Origin of the sequence: Geotalea daltonii FRC-32, from assembly GCF_000022265.1 — a bacterium.
Lineage (GTDB): Bacteria > Desulfobacterota > Desulfuromonadia > Geobacterales > Geobacteraceae > Geotalea > Geotalea daltonii.
Genome location: NC_011979.1, coordinates 2,250,409 through 2,270,272, shown reverse-complemented (window position 1 = coordinate 2,270,272; position 19,864 = coordinate 2,250,409). Strand labels below are relative to the sequence as shown.

Annotated in this window: 18 protein-coding genes; 6 read left to right on the top strand and 12 right to left on the bottom strand. The window is 56.6% G+C overall.

Translation table 11 applies throughout. The features are described 5' to 3' along the window. Positions 1 to 53: 53 nt before the first annotated feature. From GEOB_RS10080 to GEOB_RS10035, 10 genes are all read right to left on the bottom strand, one after another. The gene (locus GEOB_RS10080) at positions 54 to 977 is read right to left on the bottom strand and encodes an alpha/beta hydrolase (protein ID WP_012647112.1); all 924 of its coding nucleotides are present in this window, start codon (positions 975 to 977) and stop codon (positions 54 to 56) included. Between the two features lie 28 nt (positions 978 to 1,005). Then, positions 1,006 to 1,461 (bottom strand): pyridoxamine 5'-phosphate oxidase family protein, encoded by a 456-nt coding sequence (locus GEOB_RS10075; RefSeq protein ID WP_012647111.1) that lies wholly within the window; start codon positions 1,459 to 1,461, stop codon positions 1,006 to 1,008. A gap of 37 nt (positions 1,462 to 1,498) precedes the next feature. Next, the gene (locus GEOB_RS10070; protein ID WP_012647110.1) at positions 1,499 to 2,740 is read right to left on the bottom strand and encodes a hypothetical protein; all 1,242 of its coding nucleotides are present in this window, start codon (positions 2,738 to 2,740) and stop codon (positions 1,499 to 1,501) included. Further along, a complete protein-coding gene (locus GEOB_RS10065; protein WP_012647109.1) occupies positions 2,737 to 3,537 on the bottom strand; it encodes an outer membrane lipoprotein-sorting protein in 801 nt (266 codons plus the stop codon). The genes GEOB_RS10070 and GEOB_RS10065 overlap by 4 nt, the downstream gene beginning before the upstream one ends. Positions 3,538 to 3,608: 71 nt before the next feature. Then, positions 3,609 to 4,016, bottom strand: a complete 408-nt coding sequence (locus tag GEOB_RS10060) for a hypothetical protein (RefSeq protein WP_012647108.1) — start codon at positions 4,014 to 4,016, stop codon at positions 3,609 to 3,611. Between the two features lie 143 nt (positions 4,017 to 4,159). Continuing rightward, complete coding sequence (locus tag GEOB_RS10055) at positions 4,160 to 6,715, bottom strand: ABC transporter permease (protein ID WP_012647107.1); 2,556 nt, start codon at positions 6,713 to 6,715, stop codon at positions 4,160 to 4,162. Beyond that, a complete protein-coding gene (locus GEOB_RS10050) occupies positions 6,712 to 7,398 on the bottom strand; it encodes an ABC transporter ATP-binding protein (protein ID WP_012647106.1) in 687 nt (228 codons plus the stop codon). Before GEOB_RS10050 ends, GEOB_RS10055 begins: the two co-directional genes overlap by 4 nt. Continuing rightward, positions 7,392 to 8,810, bottom strand: a complete 1,419-nt coding sequence (locus tag GEOB_RS10045; protein ID WP_012647105.1) for an ABC1 kinase family protein — start codon at positions 8,808 to 8,810, stop codon at positions 7,392 to 7,394. Before GEOB_RS10045 ends, GEOB_RS10050 begins: the two co-directional genes overlap by 7 nt. Beyond that, positions 8,803 to 10,257, bottom strand: coding sequence for an ABC1 kinase family protein (locus GEOB_RS10040; RefSeq protein WP_012647104.1), 1,455 nt, complete (start codon positions 10,255 to 10,257; stop codon positions 8,803 to 8,805). Before GEOB_RS10040 ends, GEOB_RS10045 begins: the two co-directional genes overlap by 8 nt. Then, positions 10,247 to 10,870 carry a TetR/AcrR family transcriptional regulator gene (locus GEOB_RS10035; RefSeq protein ID WP_012647103.1) on the bottom strand — a complete coding sequence of 208 codons (624 nt, stop codon included), beginning with the start codon at positions 10,868 to 10,870 and terminating at the stop codon, positions 10,247 to 10,249. Before GEOB_RS10035 ends, GEOB_RS10040 begins: the two co-directional genes overlap by 11 nt. 363 nt (positions 10,871 to 11,233) lie before the next feature. On the opposite strand from GEOB_RS10035, the gene GEOB_RS10030 reads away from it, so the two are divergent. Then, the gene (locus GEOB_RS10030; protein WP_012647102.1) at positions 11,234 to 11,971 is read left to right on the top strand and encodes a Tll0287-like domain-containing protein; all 738 of its coding nucleotides are present in this window, start codon (positions 11,234 to 11,236) and stop codon (positions 11,969 to 11,971) included. Between the two features lie 99 nt (positions 11,972 to 12,070). Beyond that, entirely contained in the window at positions 12,071 to 14,080 is a 2,010-nt protein-coding gene (locus tag GEOB_RS10025) for a methyl-accepting chemotaxis protein (protein WP_012647101.1), read from the top strand. Positions 14,081 to 14,171: 91 nt separating this feature from the next. Here GEOB_RS10025 and GEOB_RS10020 read toward each other — a convergent pair whose 3' ends face one another. Further along, positions 14,172 to 15,455, bottom strand: a complete 1,284-nt coding sequence (locus GEOB_RS10020) for an HDOD domain-containing protein (RefSeq protein WP_012647100.1) — start codon at positions 15,453 to 15,455, stop codon at positions 14,172 to 14,174. A 65-nt stretch (positions 15,456 to 15,520) separates the two neighbouring features. Then, positions 15,521 to 16,111 (bottom strand): DUF502 domain-containing protein, encoded by a 591-nt coding sequence (locus GEOB_RS10015; RefSeq protein WP_012647099.1) that lies wholly within the window; start codon positions 16,109 to 16,111, stop codon positions 15,521 to 15,523. Between the two features lie 149 nt (positions 16,112 to 16,260). Here GEOB_RS10015 and GEOB_RS10010 point away from each other — a divergent pair, with 149 nt between their 5' ends. From GEOB_RS10010 to pstA, 4 genes are all read left to right on the top strand, one after another. Further along, entirely contained in the window at positions 16,261 to 16,698 is a 438-nt protein-coding gene (locus GEOB_RS10010; protein ID WP_012647098.1) for a phosphate-starvation-inducible PsiE family protein, read from the top strand. Positions 16,699 to 16,818: 120 nt separating this feature from the next. Further along, a complete protein-coding gene (gene pstS / locus GEOB_RS10005; RefSeq protein ID WP_012647097.1) occupies positions 16,819 to 17,847 on the top strand; it encodes a phosphate ABC transporter substrate-binding protein PstS in 1,029 nt (342 codons plus the stop codon). A 211-nt stretch (positions 17,848 to 18,058) separates the two neighbouring features. Further along, entirely contained in the window at positions 18,059 to 19,018 is a 960-nt protein-coding gene (gene pstC, locus GEOB_RS10000; RefSeq protein ID WP_012647096.1) for a phosphate ABC transporter permease subunit PstC, read from the top strand. Next, on the top strand, positions 19,015 to 19,854 hold the full coding sequence (pstA, locus tag GEOB_RS09995; protein WP_012647095.1) for a phosphate ABC transporter permease PstA: 840 nt from the start codon (positions 19,015 to 19,017) through the stop codon (positions 19,852 to 19,854). Before pstC ends, pstA begins: the two co-directional genes overlap by 4 nt. The last annotated feature ends 10 nt before the right edge of the window (positions 19,855 to 19,864 follow it).

Genomic DNA, 19,864 nt, shown 5'->3' with positions numbered 1-19,864 from the left:
TTTATAGTTCGTCACATCCCTGCCGATCGGCAGCCGCCGACCGCCGACTGCAGCTATAAACAGGCACGCGCGCCGAGTCCCCTTGTTTGCAGCTGTCGCCTGACAAAGCTGCCGATGGCTTCAATGGCGCTCCTGGCCTCCGGCAACTGCGGCGCATGGAGATGGAAGGCGTGCCACATCCCCTGCCAGACCTCCAGGGTGACGGCAACGCCCGCATCCTTCGCCCGCTGGGCAAGCCCGGTGGAGTCGCTCAACAGGATGTGGTCGCCGGCGGCCTGAATCAACAGGGGCGGCAATCCGGCCAGGTCCGCGTACAAGGGGGAAAGGAGCGGATCGCAACGATCATGGGCACCTGCATAGTGACCGGCAAAGGAAAAATGGTCGGGCCACAGACAGGGATCGGCCTTGGCACGGGTCTTGACGGATTCGCCAGCACCAGTCAGATCGGCCCATGGGGTGATACATACCGCAGCCGCAGGCATGGGCTCTCCCGAATCCCGCAGAGACAAGAGAGTCGCCAGGGCAAGGCCACCCCCGGCTGAATCCCCGGCAATAACAAGATCGTCGGGATGAACCCCATTGTACAGCAGCCAGCGGTAGGCTGCGACGCTATCATGAATTGCCGCAGGATAGGGATGCTCAGGAGCAAGCCGGTATTCCAGCAACAGGGCGCGCATTCCGCATGCCCTGGCGATCTGCGCCGCCAGCGGGCGGTGGGTGTTGCACGACCCCATGACGTACGCACCGCCGTGGAGATACATCAGCACCTTCTCTTTTGTCGCTTCATGGGGATGCACCCATTCGGCATCCACCCCCCCGGCAACAACCGTCTGAGTCCTCACGTCTTTGGGCAACGGAATCCGCTCAGCAGCATCTTCCTGTATCGCCCGTAGTTTTTCCAGGTGAACCCATGGAGCGGTATAGGACTTGTTGTATTTCAGCTTCAATCTTTGGACCACGCTCTGCAGGCTTGCCATGTTTTCCCCTCCTGCCTTGTGTAAGATACTAAAAAGGCGTTACTTCCCTTATCTGCGTAATATCGAAGATCATCATATGCTTCAGAGTGGCCTGAATTTTCCTGCCTCCCCTCGACCCGGCTACCAGGCCGAAGCGCTTCTTTAGAATGGCTTCGGTTTCCGCACTGGTCACGGGCCTGACCTCTCTCAACCGGGTGTGTATCCGATATCCGAAAGATGCGCCGAACTTTCCGGTCACGAAAAATTTGAGCCAGCGGAACGGATGTTTGTTCGCGACCAGAAACACTGCTTCAGGATTTTCCTGCAAATTCAGATAGGTCTGTCGCAACGGCCCCCGCAACAGGATTATGCTGCTTTCGTCCGGCATGAAGGCACTGCCCACAGGAGCAATGTTCAACTCCCCTTTGCTGCTGGTCCCCAAGCTGACGGAAGATGATGTCGCGTGAAAAAGTTCCTTCACTCTGTCAATGCCTAACATGCTCATACCCCCTCCTCACTCTGTTTTTAGCAACCGAATCTTTTCACCAGCTCCGGCGAACCGCCATACGCAGGCGCCTGGCTGCATCCAGGGCGCCGAATCCCCCCTGGCCTGATCCGTAAGGGGCCTCCCCTCCCACGGTCAGCTTCCAGACATCGGTGAGGTTGTAGGAAACCTCAGCTTTCACGAGACCATCCCCATGCTTAAGCCCCACACTCCAGACCGCCTTCCACTCTCCCCACTCCTCGGTACGGGTCCAGGCGGTAATGAGCGCCGGGAGGATCGCCCGGTCGAAGAGCAGGATTTCATCCACCGGCGGATCGATGGCATTCCCGGCCAGGGTCATGAGCAAGGTTCCGTCGCCGAAGCCTTTTTCGGCGCTCAGCGCCCCAATGACCGCATTGCCCAGCTCCCTGTCACGGGAAAAGAGCCCGGCAACCTCCCCCCGGATCACCCAGGAGCCCACCACCCGCGAAAGCTCGATCCCAACCCCTTCTTCCTCCACATAGCGGCGCTCCACCGGAATCACCAGCCCGTTGGCAGTCTCCAGAGCCTGATCAACCTGGAACTCCAGGAGGGGAGCGGGACGGATACCGGCGCGCACCCAGCCCCCCACATCCCACTGGTCCAGGGTGGCCAACAGCCGCACCGCGCCGAATCCGGGCACCGGCGGCGAGCTGTCCCTTTCTTCCAGTGTCACGGTGCCGGGAATCTCCCCATTGAGCGGAGCAGTCCTGCTGCCGAGTACGGGAAGGCGCCAGGGTGTGGTAATTGGGCTGCCGACCGCTTCGTAGCGCACGGAGCCCCTCTGTCCAGACAGCCGTACCGCCCAGAGGGGCAGTTTCTCGTCGGCAAAGGGATCAGTCAGATCACGGGGGAGAAAGGCATCGGCCGGAGAATACCCGTCGGTCTTGCCCCACCCCAACTGAAAGCGCCCCAGTTGCAGATCCACGTCAGGCGACAGGGGCAAGCGCAGCCACAAATCCTGCACCGACAAAGGCGGGCGGCGGATGTGCCGGTCGATCGGATCGAACAGGCGCCCTCCCCGATCATCGGTGGAAAGCCACTCCCCCCGCAGGGATCCGGTCAGCTGAGCCTCCCCCAGCCGCTGCTCCACCTTGTTGAACAGCGTCCCCCAGCCCACCACCGACGGACTGTGGCCGTGGGTCCGTTCGGGATAGAGGAATCCCTTGATCTCGGCATAGCCTGAATATTCCGCCGCTTCAGCTGAATAAGGACAGACGAGCAGCAGGATCAGGCAAAGGGAAAGGCAAACATGGTTCAATCGCCACCTTCACGGTTCAGGTTCTGCAATGTAAAGCGGTTTGCCGGCTGGGGCTTGTCGAAGGTCACATCCTTCAAGATCACCGTCGTCTTGCTCCCCTTTTTCAGGTCGCTCATTTCCCATTTCTTGGCGACCCAGTGCCCCTCCACATTCTGCAGGTCGGAAAGGCTGAATATCTTGCCGGGCTGCTTGTCACCTTTCCGGTAAAGGTCCATACGCAACAGGTAGAGGATATCTTTGCGCAGGTAAAGGGTCTTCTTCTCGTAGACCGACTTGCCGGCGCTTTCCAGTGGAATCGCCGTAATCACATAGCAAAGCTGCCCATCCACGGTCTGTTCTCCTTGCATGGCCACTTTGTGCTTTTCGTGGTCGAACTCCTCCATGTCCTCGTAGTTGAAATCGGTACCGACGAATGACGCATCCCGATCCTGGGCGGCAATGCGCCGTTCCCGTTTCATGGAGGGGAGATAGAGCCACTGGTCGGCATTCTGTCCGGCGGGGCGGGAGATGGAGAGGAAGCCGACCCCCTTCACCTCCGGCGGTTCGGTGAACCGGGTCAGGGTCTTGGCGTCACCGGCGTAGCCCTGCCGGTAACTTTTCCAGCCCTTTTTGCGGACTTTGCCATCCTTGTTGACCACGGCAAGATTGCCGGAATACTGCTGGGTCTTCGTCCGGTGGCGGGCCTCAGACTCTTTGAGCAGTGCCCGGGCATCGGGTGCCGCCAGGGCCAGGGTGGTGGTGAAGACTAAGAGCAACAATGCCGCAGTTGTAATCGATAATCCGTTTTTTTTGTGCATGACTGTCTCCATAGCTGATATTTGGCAAACCGACAGGGAAAGGGAACTTCAGCCGAATTTCCCTTGTATCATCACCGCTGCCATACTAGCGGAAGAGCATAGGCCGCGGTTAAAGCAACGAAGCAGACCATCAGAAAGTAATGCAACGGCAAGAGCTTCTCGAATCCGGTTATCTGGGCCGGCTTGAAATAGACCATCTGCCAGAAAAGCCTAAAAAACCAGAAAAGTGCGTAGAAGGTGCTGACGGCAATACCGAGCGGGCTTCCTCCAGCCAGTTCACTCGTATGGAAGAGGGAAGCGTAGGCAAAGAACAAAAACATGGGGATAAGAAACAGATGGATTGTGTAAAGCACCTGGGCAGTCAGCAATCGGGTTTTCTCGAAATCTTCCTGCCAGCCGAAACCACGGTAGAAAAAACAGTGACCGATGCCGACCAGGGCGGAGAGGACTCCGCCTATTTTTATCGCTATTTCCGCCAATGTGTACCTCCTTATCCACAGGTTTTGCCGATGTTCGCAAACTGCCGCCGGACCAAGTCCCCCTTTAGGAAAGGGAGATTCAGGGGGATTTATACTATCGCAGAAAAATCCCCACAGCCCCCTTTCTTAAGGGGGAGAAAGGGTCATTCGTACTCGATTGCCTCGGTTATCTTCAGCCGTGCCGCCTGGCGCGCCGGAACCCAGGCGGCAAACGCGGATACGAACGGAAGGGCGATGAAAAGCTGGATCAGGATATTCCATGGATAGAGGTGGGGCATGCTCCAGCCGGTGAAGAACCTTGCCACCGCCCCCTCCATGAAGGCAGCAAAAAGATTTCCGGCAGGGATTGCCACGAAGACCGACACCAGGGAGATGACGAGTGCCTCCGCCACGACGCTCCGGACGATTTGCGACGGGATCGCGCCGAGTGCCTTCAATACGCCGATTTCCCGGGTCCGTTCCGACACTGAAATTAGAAGCGATGTGACGATGCCCAGGAACGCCACCGCCAAAGCAAGGAACAGGGTGACCCGTGTCAGGGCATGAAAGGCATCGATAGCCTTCTTGATCTCGGCAACGAACTCCTGCCTGGTCGAGATCAGAGCCGGCATCTTCCCCGCCAACTGCGCCCGAATCAGGTTGCGGACCTGGCCCACATCAGCTCCGCCAACCACTGACACGTCATAGATATCCACTCGGTCATCCTGCCAATGGCGCAGATAAGTACTCCGGTCCATATAAATGGAACCCTGGTCCGAGCCAAAATCGCGCACAACGGCGGCTATGGGAAACCGCACGGGCCCCTGGGGGGTTATCAGTTCGACTTCCTGCCCAACGCCCAGGTTGAAGCGGCTCTGAAAATTATCCGAAACGAAGCACATCCCCTGCCTGCCGACCCCCTGGAGTATGGACTGCTCGTTGCCGCTGAAATATTCGTACTCGATCCGCTTCAGTACCGGCTCAACCTCGAAGGAGCTGATTACGATCTGATGTCCCTGGTACATGGGGCGGATCGTCCTCACCGATTCAACTGCCCGCACGCCCGACACCTTCTGAAGTTCCTGCCGCAATGTTCCCGGAAAGAGGAAATCGGGGCGCGACCAGTTGGCGGACGCCCGCACGTAAAGGTCGCTGGTGAGGACATCATCCATCCACTTGGCCATCGATTCTGTCATAGATCCCATGTATCCGCCGAATCCGAGAACGAATGTAAGTGAAAGCGCCATGGCCATGACCGTGCCGGAGGTCCTGCGGGGAGCTCCCAGGAGGGCATTGGAACAGAGACGTCCCGCAACCGGCGAAAACCCCATAAGAAGCGGGGCGAAGAAACGCAGGAGCACGCGGGAAAACGGGCCGACGAGGAGCACCATTCCGATTCCGCCGAGGACCATCACGGATAGGATGAGTGGGTTCCCGCCAAAAGGGGGAAAAAGGGCAATGAGAATGGCGCAGCCGAAAGCAACGGCGCCGGCTGCGATTCGGAGCCCATGGCTTCCGGCAATCTTTGCCTGGAAAGCCCCTTTGGCAAAGGCTTCAGTCGGAGAAATCCGGGAGGCGGCAAGCGCTGGATTCCAAGCTCCCACGAGAGATGCGACAACGCCGAGCAGCATGGACTCAAGGACGATTCCAGGGGGAAACATAACGGAGCTTCCGGAGGAGGCAATCCCGTACACCGTTTCCGTCGTCTGCCCCATCATGCGGAGAAACCCTTCGGAAATGGCACCTCCAGCCAGACAGCCGACAGCACCCCCGACCAGGCCGATTACCAGCGCCTCCAAGAGAAAGAGGGACTGCACCTGCCGCGGCGTGGCCCCCAGGGCGCGCAGGGTGCCGATGTCGCGCCGCCTGCGGTTCACCGCCACGTTGAAGGCGTTGAAGATGAGAAAGGTACCGATGCAAAGGGCAAAGCCGCTGGTAACATTGAAGCCGACGACGAAATTGTTCACCGTCTGCTCCATCTGTGCACTCCGACGGTCCGGCGTCTCCACGCCATAGGCAGGCCCCAGGACCTTCTGAAGCGTTGCCGTCCCTTGGGCCACCGTTGTCCCCTCCGCAAGCCGCACATCGATGCGGTCGAAGCGGCGGCCCCGGCCGAATAGCTCCTGGGCGGCATAAACATCCACCACCATCAGGTTGCCGCCGAAGGCCTCGGCAAAACCCTTGGCGGAAAGGAGTCCCCGTGCCGCAACCCGCTTCACCCCGGTAGATACCCGCACCGGAAGGGTGTCACCGGTCTTTAGCCCCGCCCTTTGGGCAAAGTCGCGGGTGAAGATGGCCGAGTCGGGCTGGGCGAGGAACAGCAGCGGATCGTCCAGGTCGGCATCATCTCCCTCGAAACCGTATTCCCGCATCTCCCGGTCCCCCAGGAGGTCAATGCCGATCACCATCAGGCTCCCCAGTTCGCCCCGCTCCGGCACCACGATCTGTTCGATGACCGGTGAGACGGCCCGGATACCCGGAAGGGTTCGGACCTTCTCCTGGGCCTCCTCCGGCACTCCGCCGGCCATGGTTATCTGCAGATGGGCCTTGCCGGCGACACGGTCGACAGTGGAGCGTATTCCCTTGACCAGTGTTCCCTGGGCGCTGCGAATGGCGCTGAAGGTGGCGACGCCGACCACGACACCCAGCAGGGTCAGCAGCGTCTTCATCAGGTGGCGCCTGACGTAGGAGAGAGACAGGGTGCGAAGCAGGAAATTCATTTCCCACCTCCAACGGCGCCATCCCCCTCAACCCTGCCGTCCCGCAGGCTTATCAGGCGGTCGCAGGCGGAAGCGGCGTGGTGGTCGTGGGTGACCATGACGATGGTGGTGCCCCGCTCACGGTGGATGGTACGGAGCAGCTTCAGGATCTCCTCTCCACGGGCGCTGTCCAGGTTGCCGGTGGGCTCGTCCGCCAAAAGGAGCGGCGCCCCGGTCACCAGCGCCCGGGCAATGGCGACCCGCTGGCGCTCGCCGCCGGAAAGCTCGTCGGGAAGGTGATTCGCCCGCGACTCCAAGCCGACGTCCTTCAGGGCCTGGGCAACCCTGCGACTGATCTCGGTGGAAGATACGCCGGCCAGATGCAGGGGCAGCGCCACGTTCTGGCTTACCTTCAAGGTCGGCATCAGGTGATAGGCCTGGAAAATATAAGAAATTTTCGAGCGGCGAAACAGCGACCGTTCCTTCTCGTTTTCCCCCGCCAGATCCTTCCCCGCCACCATGACCTGGCCCGAGGTAGGAACATCCAGCCCTCCGAAAAGGTTGAGCAAGGTTGACTTGCCGGAGCCGGACGGCCCCATGATCGCCACCATTTCGCCCGGATCGATAGTGAGGGTGATCCCTGCAAGGGCCGTCACTTCCGACTTTCCGTCATAGGTCTTGGTTACATCGCGTAGTCTCAACATGGAGCATCTCCTTTTACGGCGGCAAATTCCTGCCGCTGGATCTTCTGGTGATGGACGCGTCCTTTCAGGCGGTACCCCACTGCCCTGGCACCGAGGCACAAGCGATTGGTCCAGAGGTACAAGGGGGAACCGCGGGTATATCCTTTGCGGGTCATCTCCATTAAACTGGTGACGCCTCGCAGAAATTCCTCCCGGTCCCCCATATCGTAGAGCCCTTCAGTCAACGTAGGCTTCAGCTGCCAATCGACCCCGCGCCGCACCGTTTCCAGCCGGTCCGGTTCGATCTCCCCGGGGTTCTTGCACAGGCATGCTTCGGCAATCAAACGGCTCAAAGCCTCTTCATCCCCGTCGATGCCGGCCTGCTCGATAGCCATCATCAGCCGCCACTCATCATCGGTGATGACCCGGGAGCAGCCGAAATCGATGAGCCCCAGGCGTCCATCCTCCATAAATATGAAGTTGCCGGGGTGCGGGTCGGCATGCACCCGGTGCAGACGGTAATAAATCCTGTAAATGGCCTTGGAAATGAGCGTACAGAAATGATCACGCTCCTCCTGGCTGGGATTTTCAGCCAGGAGTTGCTCAAGGTGCTTGCCGGCCAGATAGTCCGTCGTCAAAACCCGCTTCGTGGAATACTGTTCATGGACCCTCGGCACCACCACCTGGTCTTCGTCGCCGTACAACTGCCTCGTCTCGTTGCTGATACGGGCCTCATTTTCGTAATCGGTCTCCATGAGCAGCACGTGCTCCAAATCCGTCAGCTTGTCCAGGGTGTTCTGCCAGTCGCTGGTGAGACACATGGGTTGCAGCAGAATTCGGAGATTGCGCAGGTCTGCCTTGATAGTCCGGGCGATGTGGGGATACTGGACCTTTACCGCCACTTCCTCCCCGCTATGCAGCCGGGCGCGGTGTACCTGCCCCAGGGAAGCGGCGGCGAAAGCCTGACGGTCGAAGGAAGCGAACAGTTCCTCCGGCTCTCGCCCGAACTCGTCCAGGAAAACATCCCTGACCATGGCATAATGCATGGGAGGGGCCTCGAAATGGAGCGCCGAAAGGACTTCGGCAAATTCCTCCGGGACAATCTCCGGCAGGTTGGCCAGCATCTGCCCCACCTTCATCACTGCACCCCGCAGATATCCCATGGTGGAGAATAACTGCAGGGCTGCCGCCAGGTGCGCCTCGTTTTTAAGGCGCTGCTTCCCATCATCATCGGCAAAGCGACTGCGGAGCCAGTAGGCAAAGTAACCCAGGGTGACCCTGGCGTGGGCCGAACCCAGGTTCCACATGCGGGAAAAGGAGGAGACCGGCATTTTCCTGCCGGCAATGCTGCTCACCAGTTCTGCCAGCCGCTCCCCGGTCGGGTCGATGGTCGCATCTTTGGGCATTGCCTTGATAAGCGTTTCATCAGTCATTGAAAACCTCATCAGCTGCATGAATTCGTGTTCTGTCAGCTCCGCCCGATTCCTTGTCATAGATCTTTCTGAAATCACAGCGCCCCTTAAGCCGGTAGACGATTGCCCGCGCCCCCAGAATGAAACGGGTGCTCCAGATATGGACCGGCATGCCGCGGGTATAGCGCCTCCTCGCCACATCCATCAGCGCATCGACACCTCGGCAGAAAAAATCCCGGTCGCCGAAATCGAATAGCCCCTCCGTCTGCCACGGCTCCAACATCCACCGGATGGAACGTCCGACAACCTCCAGGCGTTCCGGTCCCATTTCTTCAGCGCTTTCATAGAGGCTGGCTTTGGCAACGAGCCTTTTCATTTCCGCCTCGTCACCCTTCAAGACAGCGTCTTCCACCTGGCGCTGGAGAGACCATTCATCTTCCGAAAGGACGCGGGTACAGCCGAAATCGACGATTCCCAGCCGACCGTCCTCCATGAAGATATAGTTGCCGGGATTGGGATCGGCCATGAGCCAGTGGACCCGGTAGAGAAGCCGCATGGTCGCTGCAGTGTAAAGGTGGGTGAAATGATCCCGCAGAGCCTGATCGGGATCGAGGGCGAGAAACTGGTCAAGGTGCAGTCCGCGCAGATATTCGGTGGTCAGGACTCGGCCTGTTGAGTATTCCCCGAACACCCGGGGAACCACTATACCCTCCTCCGGAGAGAAATGGCTCCGTATCTCGGTACCGAAGGCGGCTTCCTGCTGGTAATCGGCCTCCATCAGAAGCATCTGCTCCACGTCTGCCAGCTTATCCAGAAGGTTCGGCCAATCCTCGGTCATGCGCATGGGTTGCAGCAACAGACGCAGGTTGCGCATGTCTGCCCGGATCGTCCTGGCAATGTGGGGATACTGGATTTTCACCGCCACCTCTTCGCCGGTGTGGAGGCGCGCCCGGTGCACCTGCCCCAGGGAAGCCGCAGCAAAAGCCTTGCGTTCGAAGGAGGCAAAGATCTCTTCAGGCTCCCGTCTGAACTCGTCGAGAAAGACCTCGCGAACCATGGAAAAATGCATGGCCGGCGCCTGGAAATGGAGCTTCCCCAATATCTCCGCCACCTCTTCCGGGATCACCTCCGGCAGGTTTGCCAGCAGCTGTCCCAGTTTCATGACGGCACCCCGCAGGTACCCCATGGTCCCCAACAGCTCCAGGGCGGCCTTCAGCCGCGCCTCGTTCCGCATCCGCTCCTTTCGGTCGGCATCGGAAAACAGGCACTGAACCCATGATGCCAAGAAGGTCATGGCAACCTTCGCCTGGGTCGACCCCATGATCCACATGCGTGAGTAAGAACTGACCGGCGGCTTCTTACCAGCAACCCGCTCTATCAATTCCGCCAGTTGCCTCTCGGTCTCTTTGGTGAGGGTACTGCCGGTTCTGCCGGCGGAATCGGTCCTATAGCCGCTTTCACACTGCATCGTGTACACTCCCTTCCGATCCGCTACCGCTGATCACGTGAACGAAGGTCCGGATGGAGTAGTCTATCAGAGCCTGGGTTGCCTCTTGATTCACCGATTCGTCACTGGTCCAGAAGGCGAGAATGCCGAGAAAGAGGGACCAGTAAATGGTTATGGTTACCTCATCGGGAGCCTCCGTGAAGCCGTGCCGCTCGATAATGGCCTGCACGGCATTCAGGTGCTGCAGACGAGCAGCCTCTCCTTCATGACAGATGTTCTTCCGGGGAAAGGGGCTCAGGGAACGCTCCAGGACCGGGCCGAGAAAGTGGCGCAACGGCCGCAGCCGGCGCAGTCCTGAGCTGATGAACAGGAACAGCTCCTCGGCCAGGTCTTCTTCTCCGGTACGCCGGCGGTTAAAATCGCCGATGCCGTTTTCCAAAGCTTCCGTGACCATGGTCATGGCAAGGGTTTCCTTGCTGGGGAAATAGTTGAACATGGTACCAGCAGCCAACCCAGCCGCTTGGGCAATGTCTCGGGTGGTGGTATCCTCAAATCCTTTGTTTACGAATAACTCTGCAGCCTTTTCCAGAAGCCGTGTCCGGCTCTCCTGTTTTGCCTGCTCGCTGATGCGCATTTGCGTCTCCATCATATGACCATGATCACAATAAATAATAACAAAGGAAGATGCAAGGACAAAAATGAGCATGATCATAAAAATAGAGGAGGATTGGAAAGAGGGTCTGTCCGGGTGGAATTGAAGCATTTTCAACACCTTTGCTGAACATGGCAGGACCCGTCTGGACAAAAAGAACACTGCTAATCGAAGTTTCCATAAAAAAGAGTTTTAATCATCCTGAGAAAATTGTAAGCTCCCACGTGGGAATAGGATTTAATGATTAACAATGCATTTCTCTTCGAGTTGATGGAATGAAATGGCCGTCCTGGTTGATTGCCGGAGATGATGGCAACTGCAGGCAAAAATAAGGAGGATACATCGATGATGAAAAAAAGGGTTTCGGTGGTACTGGTGATGGGACTTGTTTCAGCAACACTTCTTTTCGCGCAAAATCTGTTTGCCGCCCAAAATGATGAAAAGCTGGCAAAGCTCCTTGCCGACTATTTGCTGAAAGGGCGAGCCGTAATCGCCAACAATCAATCCCTCATAAATACGTCAGGCAAAGCCGATAAGGGATTTACAGCTGCAGTCTATGAAGCGCAGCTTGCCGATGATTTTAAAAAAATGACCGGCCTGGACATTAAAAACCTGAACACTTCAGACTATAACAGCGGCATTCTGCAGAAACTGCATAACTCGGCAAAAGAAGTTGTCACCGAAGCTCAACCCCAGATCAACCAGCCGGGAATAGCTTTTAAAGGTTTTTCTCCGGCAATATACGGAAAGAAGACGGGAGATAAGTTTTTGAAAAAAACCGGTATTACCGTAAAGCAGACCAGCCTTAAATATCGCAATCCTGCCAATAAACCGGACAAATTCGAAACAGATGTATTGAAGAAATTCGAAAATGGATGGGTGCGCAGCAAAACATATTCAGAACAGACAACCAGCGGCGGCAAAAAGACCTTCCGTTACCTGGCGCCTGTCTATATTACCCAGATGTGTCTCACCTGCCATGGTTCTCCTGCCGGTGACATGGACATCTCAGGGAGAAAGAAGGAAGGCTATAAGGAAGGTGATGTGCGCGGGGCCATCAGTGTCAGCATACCGGTGAAATAATTAGCTGAATTTTTTGCCCGGCATCCTCTATTCCAGGGTTTGGAACAGGGATGCCGGGCGTTTTATTGCCATAGCACTTTTTGTGGAGGGATTCGATAAATGAAGAGGTGGAATCTTACCAGAAAATTTTTAGCTGGGATACTGGCGACCCTGGTCCTGGTCTTCTCTGTAATGAGCGTTTCCCTCACGTTTTATGAAAAAAATTCCGTGATGGCGGACATGAACCGAAGGGGAAAGAACCTCGTTCATTTTCTCGCCACGATTGGTGCGGAGCCCATCGTCAGTTTCAACTATATCTACCTGGAGAACTATGTGCGGGATATTTCCGCCAACGACGCGGAAATCGTCTATGCACAGTTTCTGGATAAACAAGGGCAAGCCTTGACCCAGCTTGACGAAAAACATGCAGCCAGGGCAAAAGCCGAGAAGGAGTACCTGCTGGAGTTCACCACCCCAGTCATGCAAAACGGCGAACAAATCGGCATGGCCAAGATCGTATTGAGCACCCTTAACAGCAAGGCAAAATTGCGGGAATCTCAATTAATCATACTGGGTCTGGCAGCTGCTTCCATTGTGGGCATATCCCTCGTATTTTACCTGCTCTTCCGCCGCCTGGCGTTGCGCCCTCTTGGGAAGCTGAAGGGCATGCTGGAAAAAGTAGCTGACGGCGATCTTACGGAAACCCTGGAGATACGGGCAGATGACGAAATAGGCGAAATGGGCCGTTCAATGAATAGCATGCTGGACAATCTGCGTGCCATCGTCGGCAAAATCCGGGAGACCTCCGGGCAGGTAGCCTCTGCTGCCAATCAAATCTCGGACAATTCATCTCAGTTGGCCAAGGCGGCTCACAGCCAGGCTTCGGCCAGTGAAGAGACTTCCAGCAACATGTTGCAAATGGCGGCATCCATCCAGACAGTAGCAGAAAGTGCCAACTCACTGGCAGGATATGCCGATGAATTTTCATCTTCCATCCAGGAGATGGGGGCGTCCAGCGAGCAGGTGGCAAGAAGCGCCGATATCATGGCGACCTCAGTGTCCGAAACCTCGTCCACTATTGAAAAAATGACCGTCTCGAACGAGCAGGTGGCGGGGAGCAGTCAGGTACTCCAGCAGGTGGCGGGGGAGACTGCCGTGATCGTTGAGCAAATGGCTGTCTCCATTCGGCAGGTGGCGAAGAATGTGGCTGACGCAGACAACGTGGCAAAAGTGGCGGCAAAAGAAGGGTATGCGGGTCAGCAGGCTGTCCAGGAGGCCCTTGCCGCGATGCAGCGGGTGGCGGAAGTGATCGAGTTGACAGCAGCTTCCATCGTCAACCTTGGGAAGCACTCCAATGAAATCGGCAACATCGTCAAGGTAATCAACGATATAGCTGACCAGACCAACCTGCTGGCCCTCAATGCGACCATTGAGGCGGCCCAGGCCGGTGATGCAGGACGCGGTTTCGCCGTCGTGGCCGACGAAGTGCGCAAACTGGCCAAGCTGAGCTTCGGGGCAACCAAGGAAATCGGCCAGGTAATCAAAGAGGTCCAGGCGGATACCGAAGACTCCGTAAAATATGGCCAGAAGGCCTCAAGGGAAGCCCGGGCATCCATGGAGCTTTCCGCCAAGGCTGGGAACACCCTCGCCAATATCGTCAAGGGCATTGAGCAAACGAGCAGCCTGATGAGCGACATCTCCACCGTGACGGCGGAGCATGCGAATGCCTCCAGTCAAGTGCTGAAAGCCGTGGATAAAATGAGGCAGAGTACTGCGCTGGTTGCCAGTTCAGCCCGTGAACAAGCCCAGGGAAACCAGCAGATCCGGCTTGCCGTGAATAATATGAACCAGGTCACCCAGCAGGTAAACCTCGCCACACGGGAGCAGGCAAAGTCTGCGAAGCAAATAGTAGCATCAGTTGACGGCATGGCCTCAATGACCCAGCAGGTTGCCAACGCCACGGCTGAACAACGCAAAGGGGGGGAAATGGTGGTGAAGGCCGTGGAGAACATAAGTGAACTTGCCCAGGAAAATCTCTCCTCCGTGGAGTTGCTGGTCATGTCGGCAGAAGAACTTTCCCAACAGGCGATGGATTTAAAAGGAATGGTGGCCAAATTCAGGATTGAATAAAATTTCCGCCCATGTTTGCAGAAGCAAAACAAAGAAGAGATGGGCGACGAGGGGGCCTAGTGTCCCGTGCGGTTAGTTCTTTCCTGGTAATCTAGGAAGCCTTTATCTGGTTAAATGAAGCAATGGAGGTTTCATAGGTCTGGGTTAAAATTTCGGGGGGAATGGCCAGGGCTGCCATTACTTCCGGATCGATGCCTTTGTCGGTACCGGTTTGGATGAAGTTGTCGGCGACCTGGACCAGGGCGATCATCCTGTTGACCATGCCGCCGAAATTCTTTTTGTGATGGTAACGGATCAGATTCTGGATCGATTCGGGGTAATTCCATTTTTTGGCAATGAGGGAGCCGATCTGTGCATGCTGCTCGCTAAGCAGGTCATCCAGTAGCGCCTGATTGATGTTGAAGTCTTTTGCGACACTGAGAATTACCGTCTTCCCCAGGTCCAGGAGCAGCCCTCCCAGAAATGCCTCTTCCGGATCGAGCCGGCAATGGCGGGCCAGGCCGCTGGCCATGAAAGCGGTCTTCAGGGCATCGTCCAGGATCGCCTGCAGCTTTTCCTTGGAAACATCGGTGAAATTGAGGGAATTGATCTGGATAGCGGTGACGATGTTCATGATCTCCCGCATGCCCAGGCGGACGATGGCGAACTGGATGGAATCAACCTGACCGGTGGCCGCATAAAACGGGGAGTTGGCGACCTTGAGAATCCTGGAAATGAGGACCTGGTCGGTCATGATAATCCTGGCCATATCCTGGAATGTGGATTTTTCGTCCTCCATGATGGAAATGAGCTGCATGAGCATGTTGGGCAGGACCGGCAGCTGAAAATCTTCCTCGTAGAGGCGTCGGCTGATCTTTTCTATGGACTCGTCCCGCTGCTGGCGGTCCCGGTTCAGTTCATCCAGCTTGCGCACGGCATCGAAGACCAGCTGGCCGGTCTGCAGGTGGACCGGCCCGTTCAGGACAAAATCGGGGAGCGGAGACGTGACGGTTACCGAAGCCATGCCCACCTGAACAACTTCCATGAGCAGATCTTCCACCAGATTGGTGAAGACCTCGGTTAGAGCAGGAAGCCCTATTATCTTGTTGTCGGCCAGGTAACGGATAAGGGAGATACCGGATTTGCGGCTTTCTCCCAGGGCCTGGAGTACCTGGACCTCGCTCATGGCGCCTGTCTTTGCCAGGTATTCCCCCAGGCGCAAGCCCTTGTGCTGGGAAGCGGCATAAATAATGGTGCCATGCTCCATGTAGACAGTCATTTCCCGGTCGCCATCGAGAGTTATGGTCACCACGCAGGAGAGCCTGTTCATATCTATCCACTGCATAACATCGGGGACAGACATGAAATCAGTCTGTACCTGTAACAAAACACCCATACACACTCCGGATTCACCGCCCCCTCCCGATCCCTTCCCCAGCGGGGGAGGGATCGGGAGGGGGTCTAACTTACCACCATTCCACCGGAAACAACGAACTTGACCGCCTCCTCCACCGTCATTCCACTTTCGAAAACTTCATCCTGCTTGAAGAAGAGGGCAAAGCCGGAAGTGGGATTGGGCATCGTCGGCACGTAAACCACTACCAGGGGCTCGCCGTCCCGCACTATTTCGGCGGTGACAAAACCGATGGCCCGCACTCCCCGGCGCGGCCACTCAACAAACACTGCCCGGCGATAGGAGGTTTTACCCTCTTTGAAGACTTTGGTGAGTTGCTTGCTTGATGTATATATCGACTTCACCAGTGGAATCCTTGAGAGCAACCTGTCCCACCATCTGAGAAGCTGGGTACCGAGCACGTTGGTTGCCAAGAGCCCGCAAAGATAAATGACCACTGCACCGGTAAGCATACCGAGCCCGGGGAAGTGAATCTCCTCATCGGTCATGGCAGTGAAGAGGCTGTCCAGATAGGACCCGAGGATACCGTCAGCGAAGTTGAAAAGGAAGATGAGGATGAAGATGGTAATTCCCACCGGGATAACGACAAAAAGTCCGGCAAGGAATTTTCCCTTCAGATGGTTCAAAAGTTTTTCCATGTTCACTCCCTGCGTCAACTGAATGCCCAATTTAACTGACAGAAGATACCTTTTCCCCCGCCAATGTCAACAGTTTCCAATTTTTCACCGGAAGGTGACGGAATTGTAACATTAGCAGGTTATACTCCTTTCCCAAAAAGGAGAAATATATGTGGAAAGAAGATGTAATAGATCTGAAATTGAGCCGCTTTTTCGAACAATCGGCACGGGTGCTCCTGAGCCTGCTGATCATTGCCATCCTGGCAGCGATCCTGGCGGGAGTTCTCTATACTTTTTACGATCTGCGGCTGATCATGGAGATGGATTTCCATGGAGCCTTCAGAACAATCCTCGTGGATGTGCTGACCGTTCTCTCCATTGTGGAGGTGTTGCGAACCGCTCTCGCCTATTTCACCGAGGGGAGGGTCAAAGTCACCTACATCATAGACACGGTAATAGTCACCGTTCTCACCGAGGTCATGGCCTTCTGGTACAGGGATATGGAATGGCAGGAACTGGCGATGGTAATTAGTCTCGTCCTGTCTCTGGCACTGGTCAGGATCATCGCCGTGCGCTTTTCGCCCAGAAGTCATCGTGCAGAGCTGTAATCCAATATTAGCCTGTTAAAATAACTGTATCGTCGTTTTTACCTGATCTTTCCCCCGTTGTAACACAGTTGTAACATTGCAGCGGTATCAAGGTAGCCATCACTGAAAAGGAGGCATCCAATGTTCAACTTCGTTCGAAACATTTTCCTGACCTTAAGCATCACGGCGATAACGGCCATGGCCGGTCAAGCTTCGGCTGCAACCCTCATCAACGGCGCCGGGGCAACCTTCCCCTACCCCCTCTATTCAAAATGGTTCACCGAGTATGCCAAGGTCGACCCCTCCGTTAAATTCAACTACCAGTCCATCGGCAGCGGCGGCGGCATCAAGCAGATCACTGCCCAGACCGTGGATTTCGGAGCTTCAGACAAATTTCTTAATGATGACGAACTGAAGCGGGTGCCCGGTAAGCTGCTCCATATCCCGACCGTCATGGGCGCAGTGGTCGTGACCTACAATATACCCGGCATCGGCAAGGGGCTGAAGCTTTCGTCTGAGAACCTGACCGATATCTACCTGGGCAAGCTGAACAAGTGGAACGATCCCAGGATCGTCAAAGACAACCCCGGTCTCAGGCTGCCGGCAAAAGCCATCATTGTCGTTCACCGCTCCGACGGCAGCGGCACCACCAGCATCTTCACCGACTATCTCTCCTCCGTCAGCCAGCAATGGGGCCGCAAAGTGGGCAAGGGAAGCTCGGTAAAGTGGCCGGTAGGACTCGGCGGCAAGGGTAACGAAGGGGTTGCCGGACAAGTCAAAACCACCCAATACACCATCGGCTACGTTGAACTGGCCTATGCCGTGGAAAACAAGCTGCCATACGCTTCCCTGAAGAACAAGAGCGGCGTCTTCGTCGAGCCGACCATCAAATCAACCAGCGCCGCTGCTGCCGGCGCCGCCAAGTCCATGCCCGCCGATTTCCGCGTCTCTCTGGTCAACCAGCCGGGCAAGGACTCCTACCCAATCGTCGGCTTCACCTGGTTGCTCGTTTACCAGGATCAGAAGGACAAGGCCAAGGGGAAAAAGCTGGTTGAGTTCCTCAACTGGGAACTGAAGCACGGCCAGAAGATGGCTGAGAAGATCCTCTATGCGCCGTTGCCGGCCAATGTGGCAAAGATGGTGGAGAAGACAGTCAAGACAATAAAGTAGCCTATTTGCCCACGGCTGCCGCGGCTTCGGGAGAGAGTGACAGAGCCACAGCGGCGAGCGGACACCCGCCGGTGCATGATCGGAAGCAAAGCTGGAACAAGCGATGATGCAGCAGCGAACAGTAGAGAAGGCGCAAGGTCTGCAGCTGTGGCGACCGAACGAACGGACGAAGTTGCGGCAGCCACACCCATGAATCATTTTGGAGCATACAGTGTCTCAGGCAACAATACCCAACCGATGGAAAATAAAAACAGGCTTGAACGGTGATTTCATCTTCAAGGGAATCACCGTCATCTTCGCCTTCAGCATTCTCGCCATTCTCTTCCTTATGATCTACGAGATGGTCAACCAAAGTCTGCCATCCATGGCAAAATCGGGCTGGCGCTTCATCACCGGCCAGAACTGGGATGCTGTGCAAGAAGAATTCGGCGCCCTCCCCTACATCTACGGCTCCGTGGTTTCATCCGTTTTGGCCCTTGCCCTGGCCACCCCCCTCAGTGTCGGCAGCGCCGTCTTCATTACCGAGATAGCCCCGAAAAGAGTAGGCGCCGTGGTAGCCTCCCTGGTGGAACTTCTGGCGGCCATCCCCAGCGTTATCTATGGCCTGTGGGGGGTACTGGTCATGGCTCCCTGGCTGCAGAAGACTGTTCAGCCGTTTCTCATCGACCATTTCGGCTTTCTCCCCTTTTTTGAGGGGGCACCCTACGGGGTGAGCATGCTGGCCGCCATCTTCATCCTCATGATCATGGTGGTGCCGATCATTACTTCCATCAGCCGTGAGGTGCTGCTGGCAGTGCCTCAAAGCCAGAAGGAAGCGGCAATAGCACTTGGCGCCACCCGCTGGGAGATGATCCGCATGGCGGTCCTCCCCTACGGCAAATCGGGCATTCTCGGCGCAGTCATACTCGGCATGGGCCGGGCCATCGGCGAAACCATGGCGGTAACCATGGTCATCGGCAACACGCCGCAGATATCACTGTCACTCCTTTCCCCCGCCTACACCATGCCCAGCGTCATTGCCAACGAGTTTGCCGAAGCCACCTCCAATATCCATTCTTCGGCACTGATGGAAATCGGCCTGATCCTGCTGGTGGTGACCCTCGTCATCAACGCCCTGGCCAGATTTCTTATCTGGAGCGTGACCAGAGGACAAAGCGGAGGTAGCCGATGAAAAGCGTTGCCCTGCGCAAAACAACCAGCATGGCCATGACCGGCCTTATGCTTGCCGCAGCACTGGCGGTGCTGGTACCGTTGATATTTATCTTCGTCCATATTGTAAAGATGGGCTTGAGTTCCATCAGTATTGACTTTTTCACCCAGATACCGAAGCCGACCGGTGAAACCGGCGGCGGCATGGCCAACGGCATGGCCGGCTCGGCGGTGATGATTGGCATGGCGTCCGTAATCGGCCTTCCCGTCGGTATTTTCGGAGCCGTTTACCTGGCCGAGTTTGGCGGCAGCCGCATTTCTACCACCATCCGTTTTGCGGCGGATGTCCTGGCCGGCATTCCCTCCATCATCACCGGGATGGTTGCCTATACGCTGCTGGTGGTGCCCATGAAGGGCTTTTCCGCCCTGGCCGGCGCCGTGGCCCTGGCAATGATCATGATTCCCATTATCCTGCGCACCACCGAGGAGCAATTGAAGATGGTTCCCGGTACCTTGCGCGAGGCGTCTCTCGCCCTGGGCGTCCCCCTGTGGCGGACCAGCATCAAGGTCACCTTGAGAAGCGCCATGACCGGGGTCATGACCGGAGTACTACTGGCCATTGCCAGGGTGGCTGGTGAAACAGCACCGCTGCTCTTCACCGCCCTTGGCAACCAGTTCTGGAGCAACAAGCTTACCTCACCCATGGCTGCCATGCCGCTGCAGATCTTCAACTTCGCCATCTCTCCCTATGAGGACTGGCATCGGCTGGCATGGGCCGGCGCACTGGTGCTGGTAACGATCATGTTCGCCCTGAGCCTCTCGGCCAGGTACTTCGGTAGAAGCAGACAGAAAAACTGATAAATGAGGT

Excerpts from the sequence above, each read along its gene's own strand:
- GEOB_RS10080 (WP_012647112.1), bottom strand. The coding sequence starts at position 977 with ATGGCAAGCCTGCAGAGCGTGGTCCAAAGATTGAAGCTGAAATACAAC.
- GEOB_RS10075 (WP_012647111.1), bottom strand. The coding sequence starts at position 1,461 with ATGAGCATGTTAGGCATTGACAGAGTGAAGGAACTTTTTCACGCGACA.
- GEOB_RS10065 (WP_012647109.1), bottom strand. The coding sequence starts at position 3,537 with ATGCACAAAAAAAACGGATTATCGATTACAACTGCGGCATTGTTGCTC.
- GEOB_RS10055 (WP_012647107.1), bottom strand. The coding sequence starts at position 6,715 with ATGAATTTCCTGCTTCGCACCCTGTCTCTCTCCTACGTCAGGCGCCAC.
- GEOB_RS10050 (WP_012647106.1), bottom strand. The coding sequence starts at position 7,398 with ATGTTGAGACTACGCGATGTAACCAAGACCTATGACGGAAAGTCGGAA.
- GEOB_RS10045 (WP_012647105.1), bottom strand. The coding sequence starts at position 8,810 with ATGACTGATGAAACGCTTATCAAGGCAATGCCCAAAGATGCGACCATC.
- GEOB_RS10040 (WP_012647104.1), bottom strand. The coding sequence starts at position 10,257 with ATGCAGTGTGAAAGCGGCTATAGGACCGATTCCGCCGGCAGAACCGGC.
- GEOB_RS10035 (WP_012647103.1), bottom strand. The coding sequence starts at position 10,870 with ATGCGCATCAGCGAGCAGGCAAAACAGGAGAGCCGGACACGGCTTCTG.
- GEOB_RS10030 (WP_012647102.1), top strand. The coding sequence starts at position 11,234 with ATGATGAAAAAAAGGGTTTCGGTGGTACTGGTGATGGGACTTGTTTCA.
- GEOB_RS10025 (WP_012647101.1), top strand. The coding sequence starts at position 12,071 with ATGAAGAGGTGGAATCTTACCAGAAAATTTTTAGCTGGGATACTGGCG.
- GEOB_RS10020 (WP_012647100.1), bottom strand. The coding sequence starts at position 15,455 with ATGGGTGTTTTGTTACAGGTACAGACTGATTTCATGTCTGTCCCCGAT.
- GEOB_RS10015 (WP_012647099.1), bottom strand. The coding sequence starts at position 16,111 with ATGGAAAAACTTTTGAACCATCTGAAGGGAAAATTCCTTGCCGGACTT.
- GEOB_RS10010 (WP_012647098.1), top strand. The coding sequence starts at position 16,261 with ATGTGGAAAGAAGATGTAATAGATCTGAAATTGAGCCGCTTTTTCGAA.
- pstS (WP_012647097.1), top strand. The coding sequence starts at position 16,819 with ATGTTCAACTTCGTTCGAAACATTTTCCTGACCTTAAGCATCACGGCG.
- pstA (WP_012647095.1), top strand. The coding sequence starts at position 19,015 with ATGAAAAGCGTTGCCCTGCGCAAAACAACCAGCATGGCCATGACCGGC.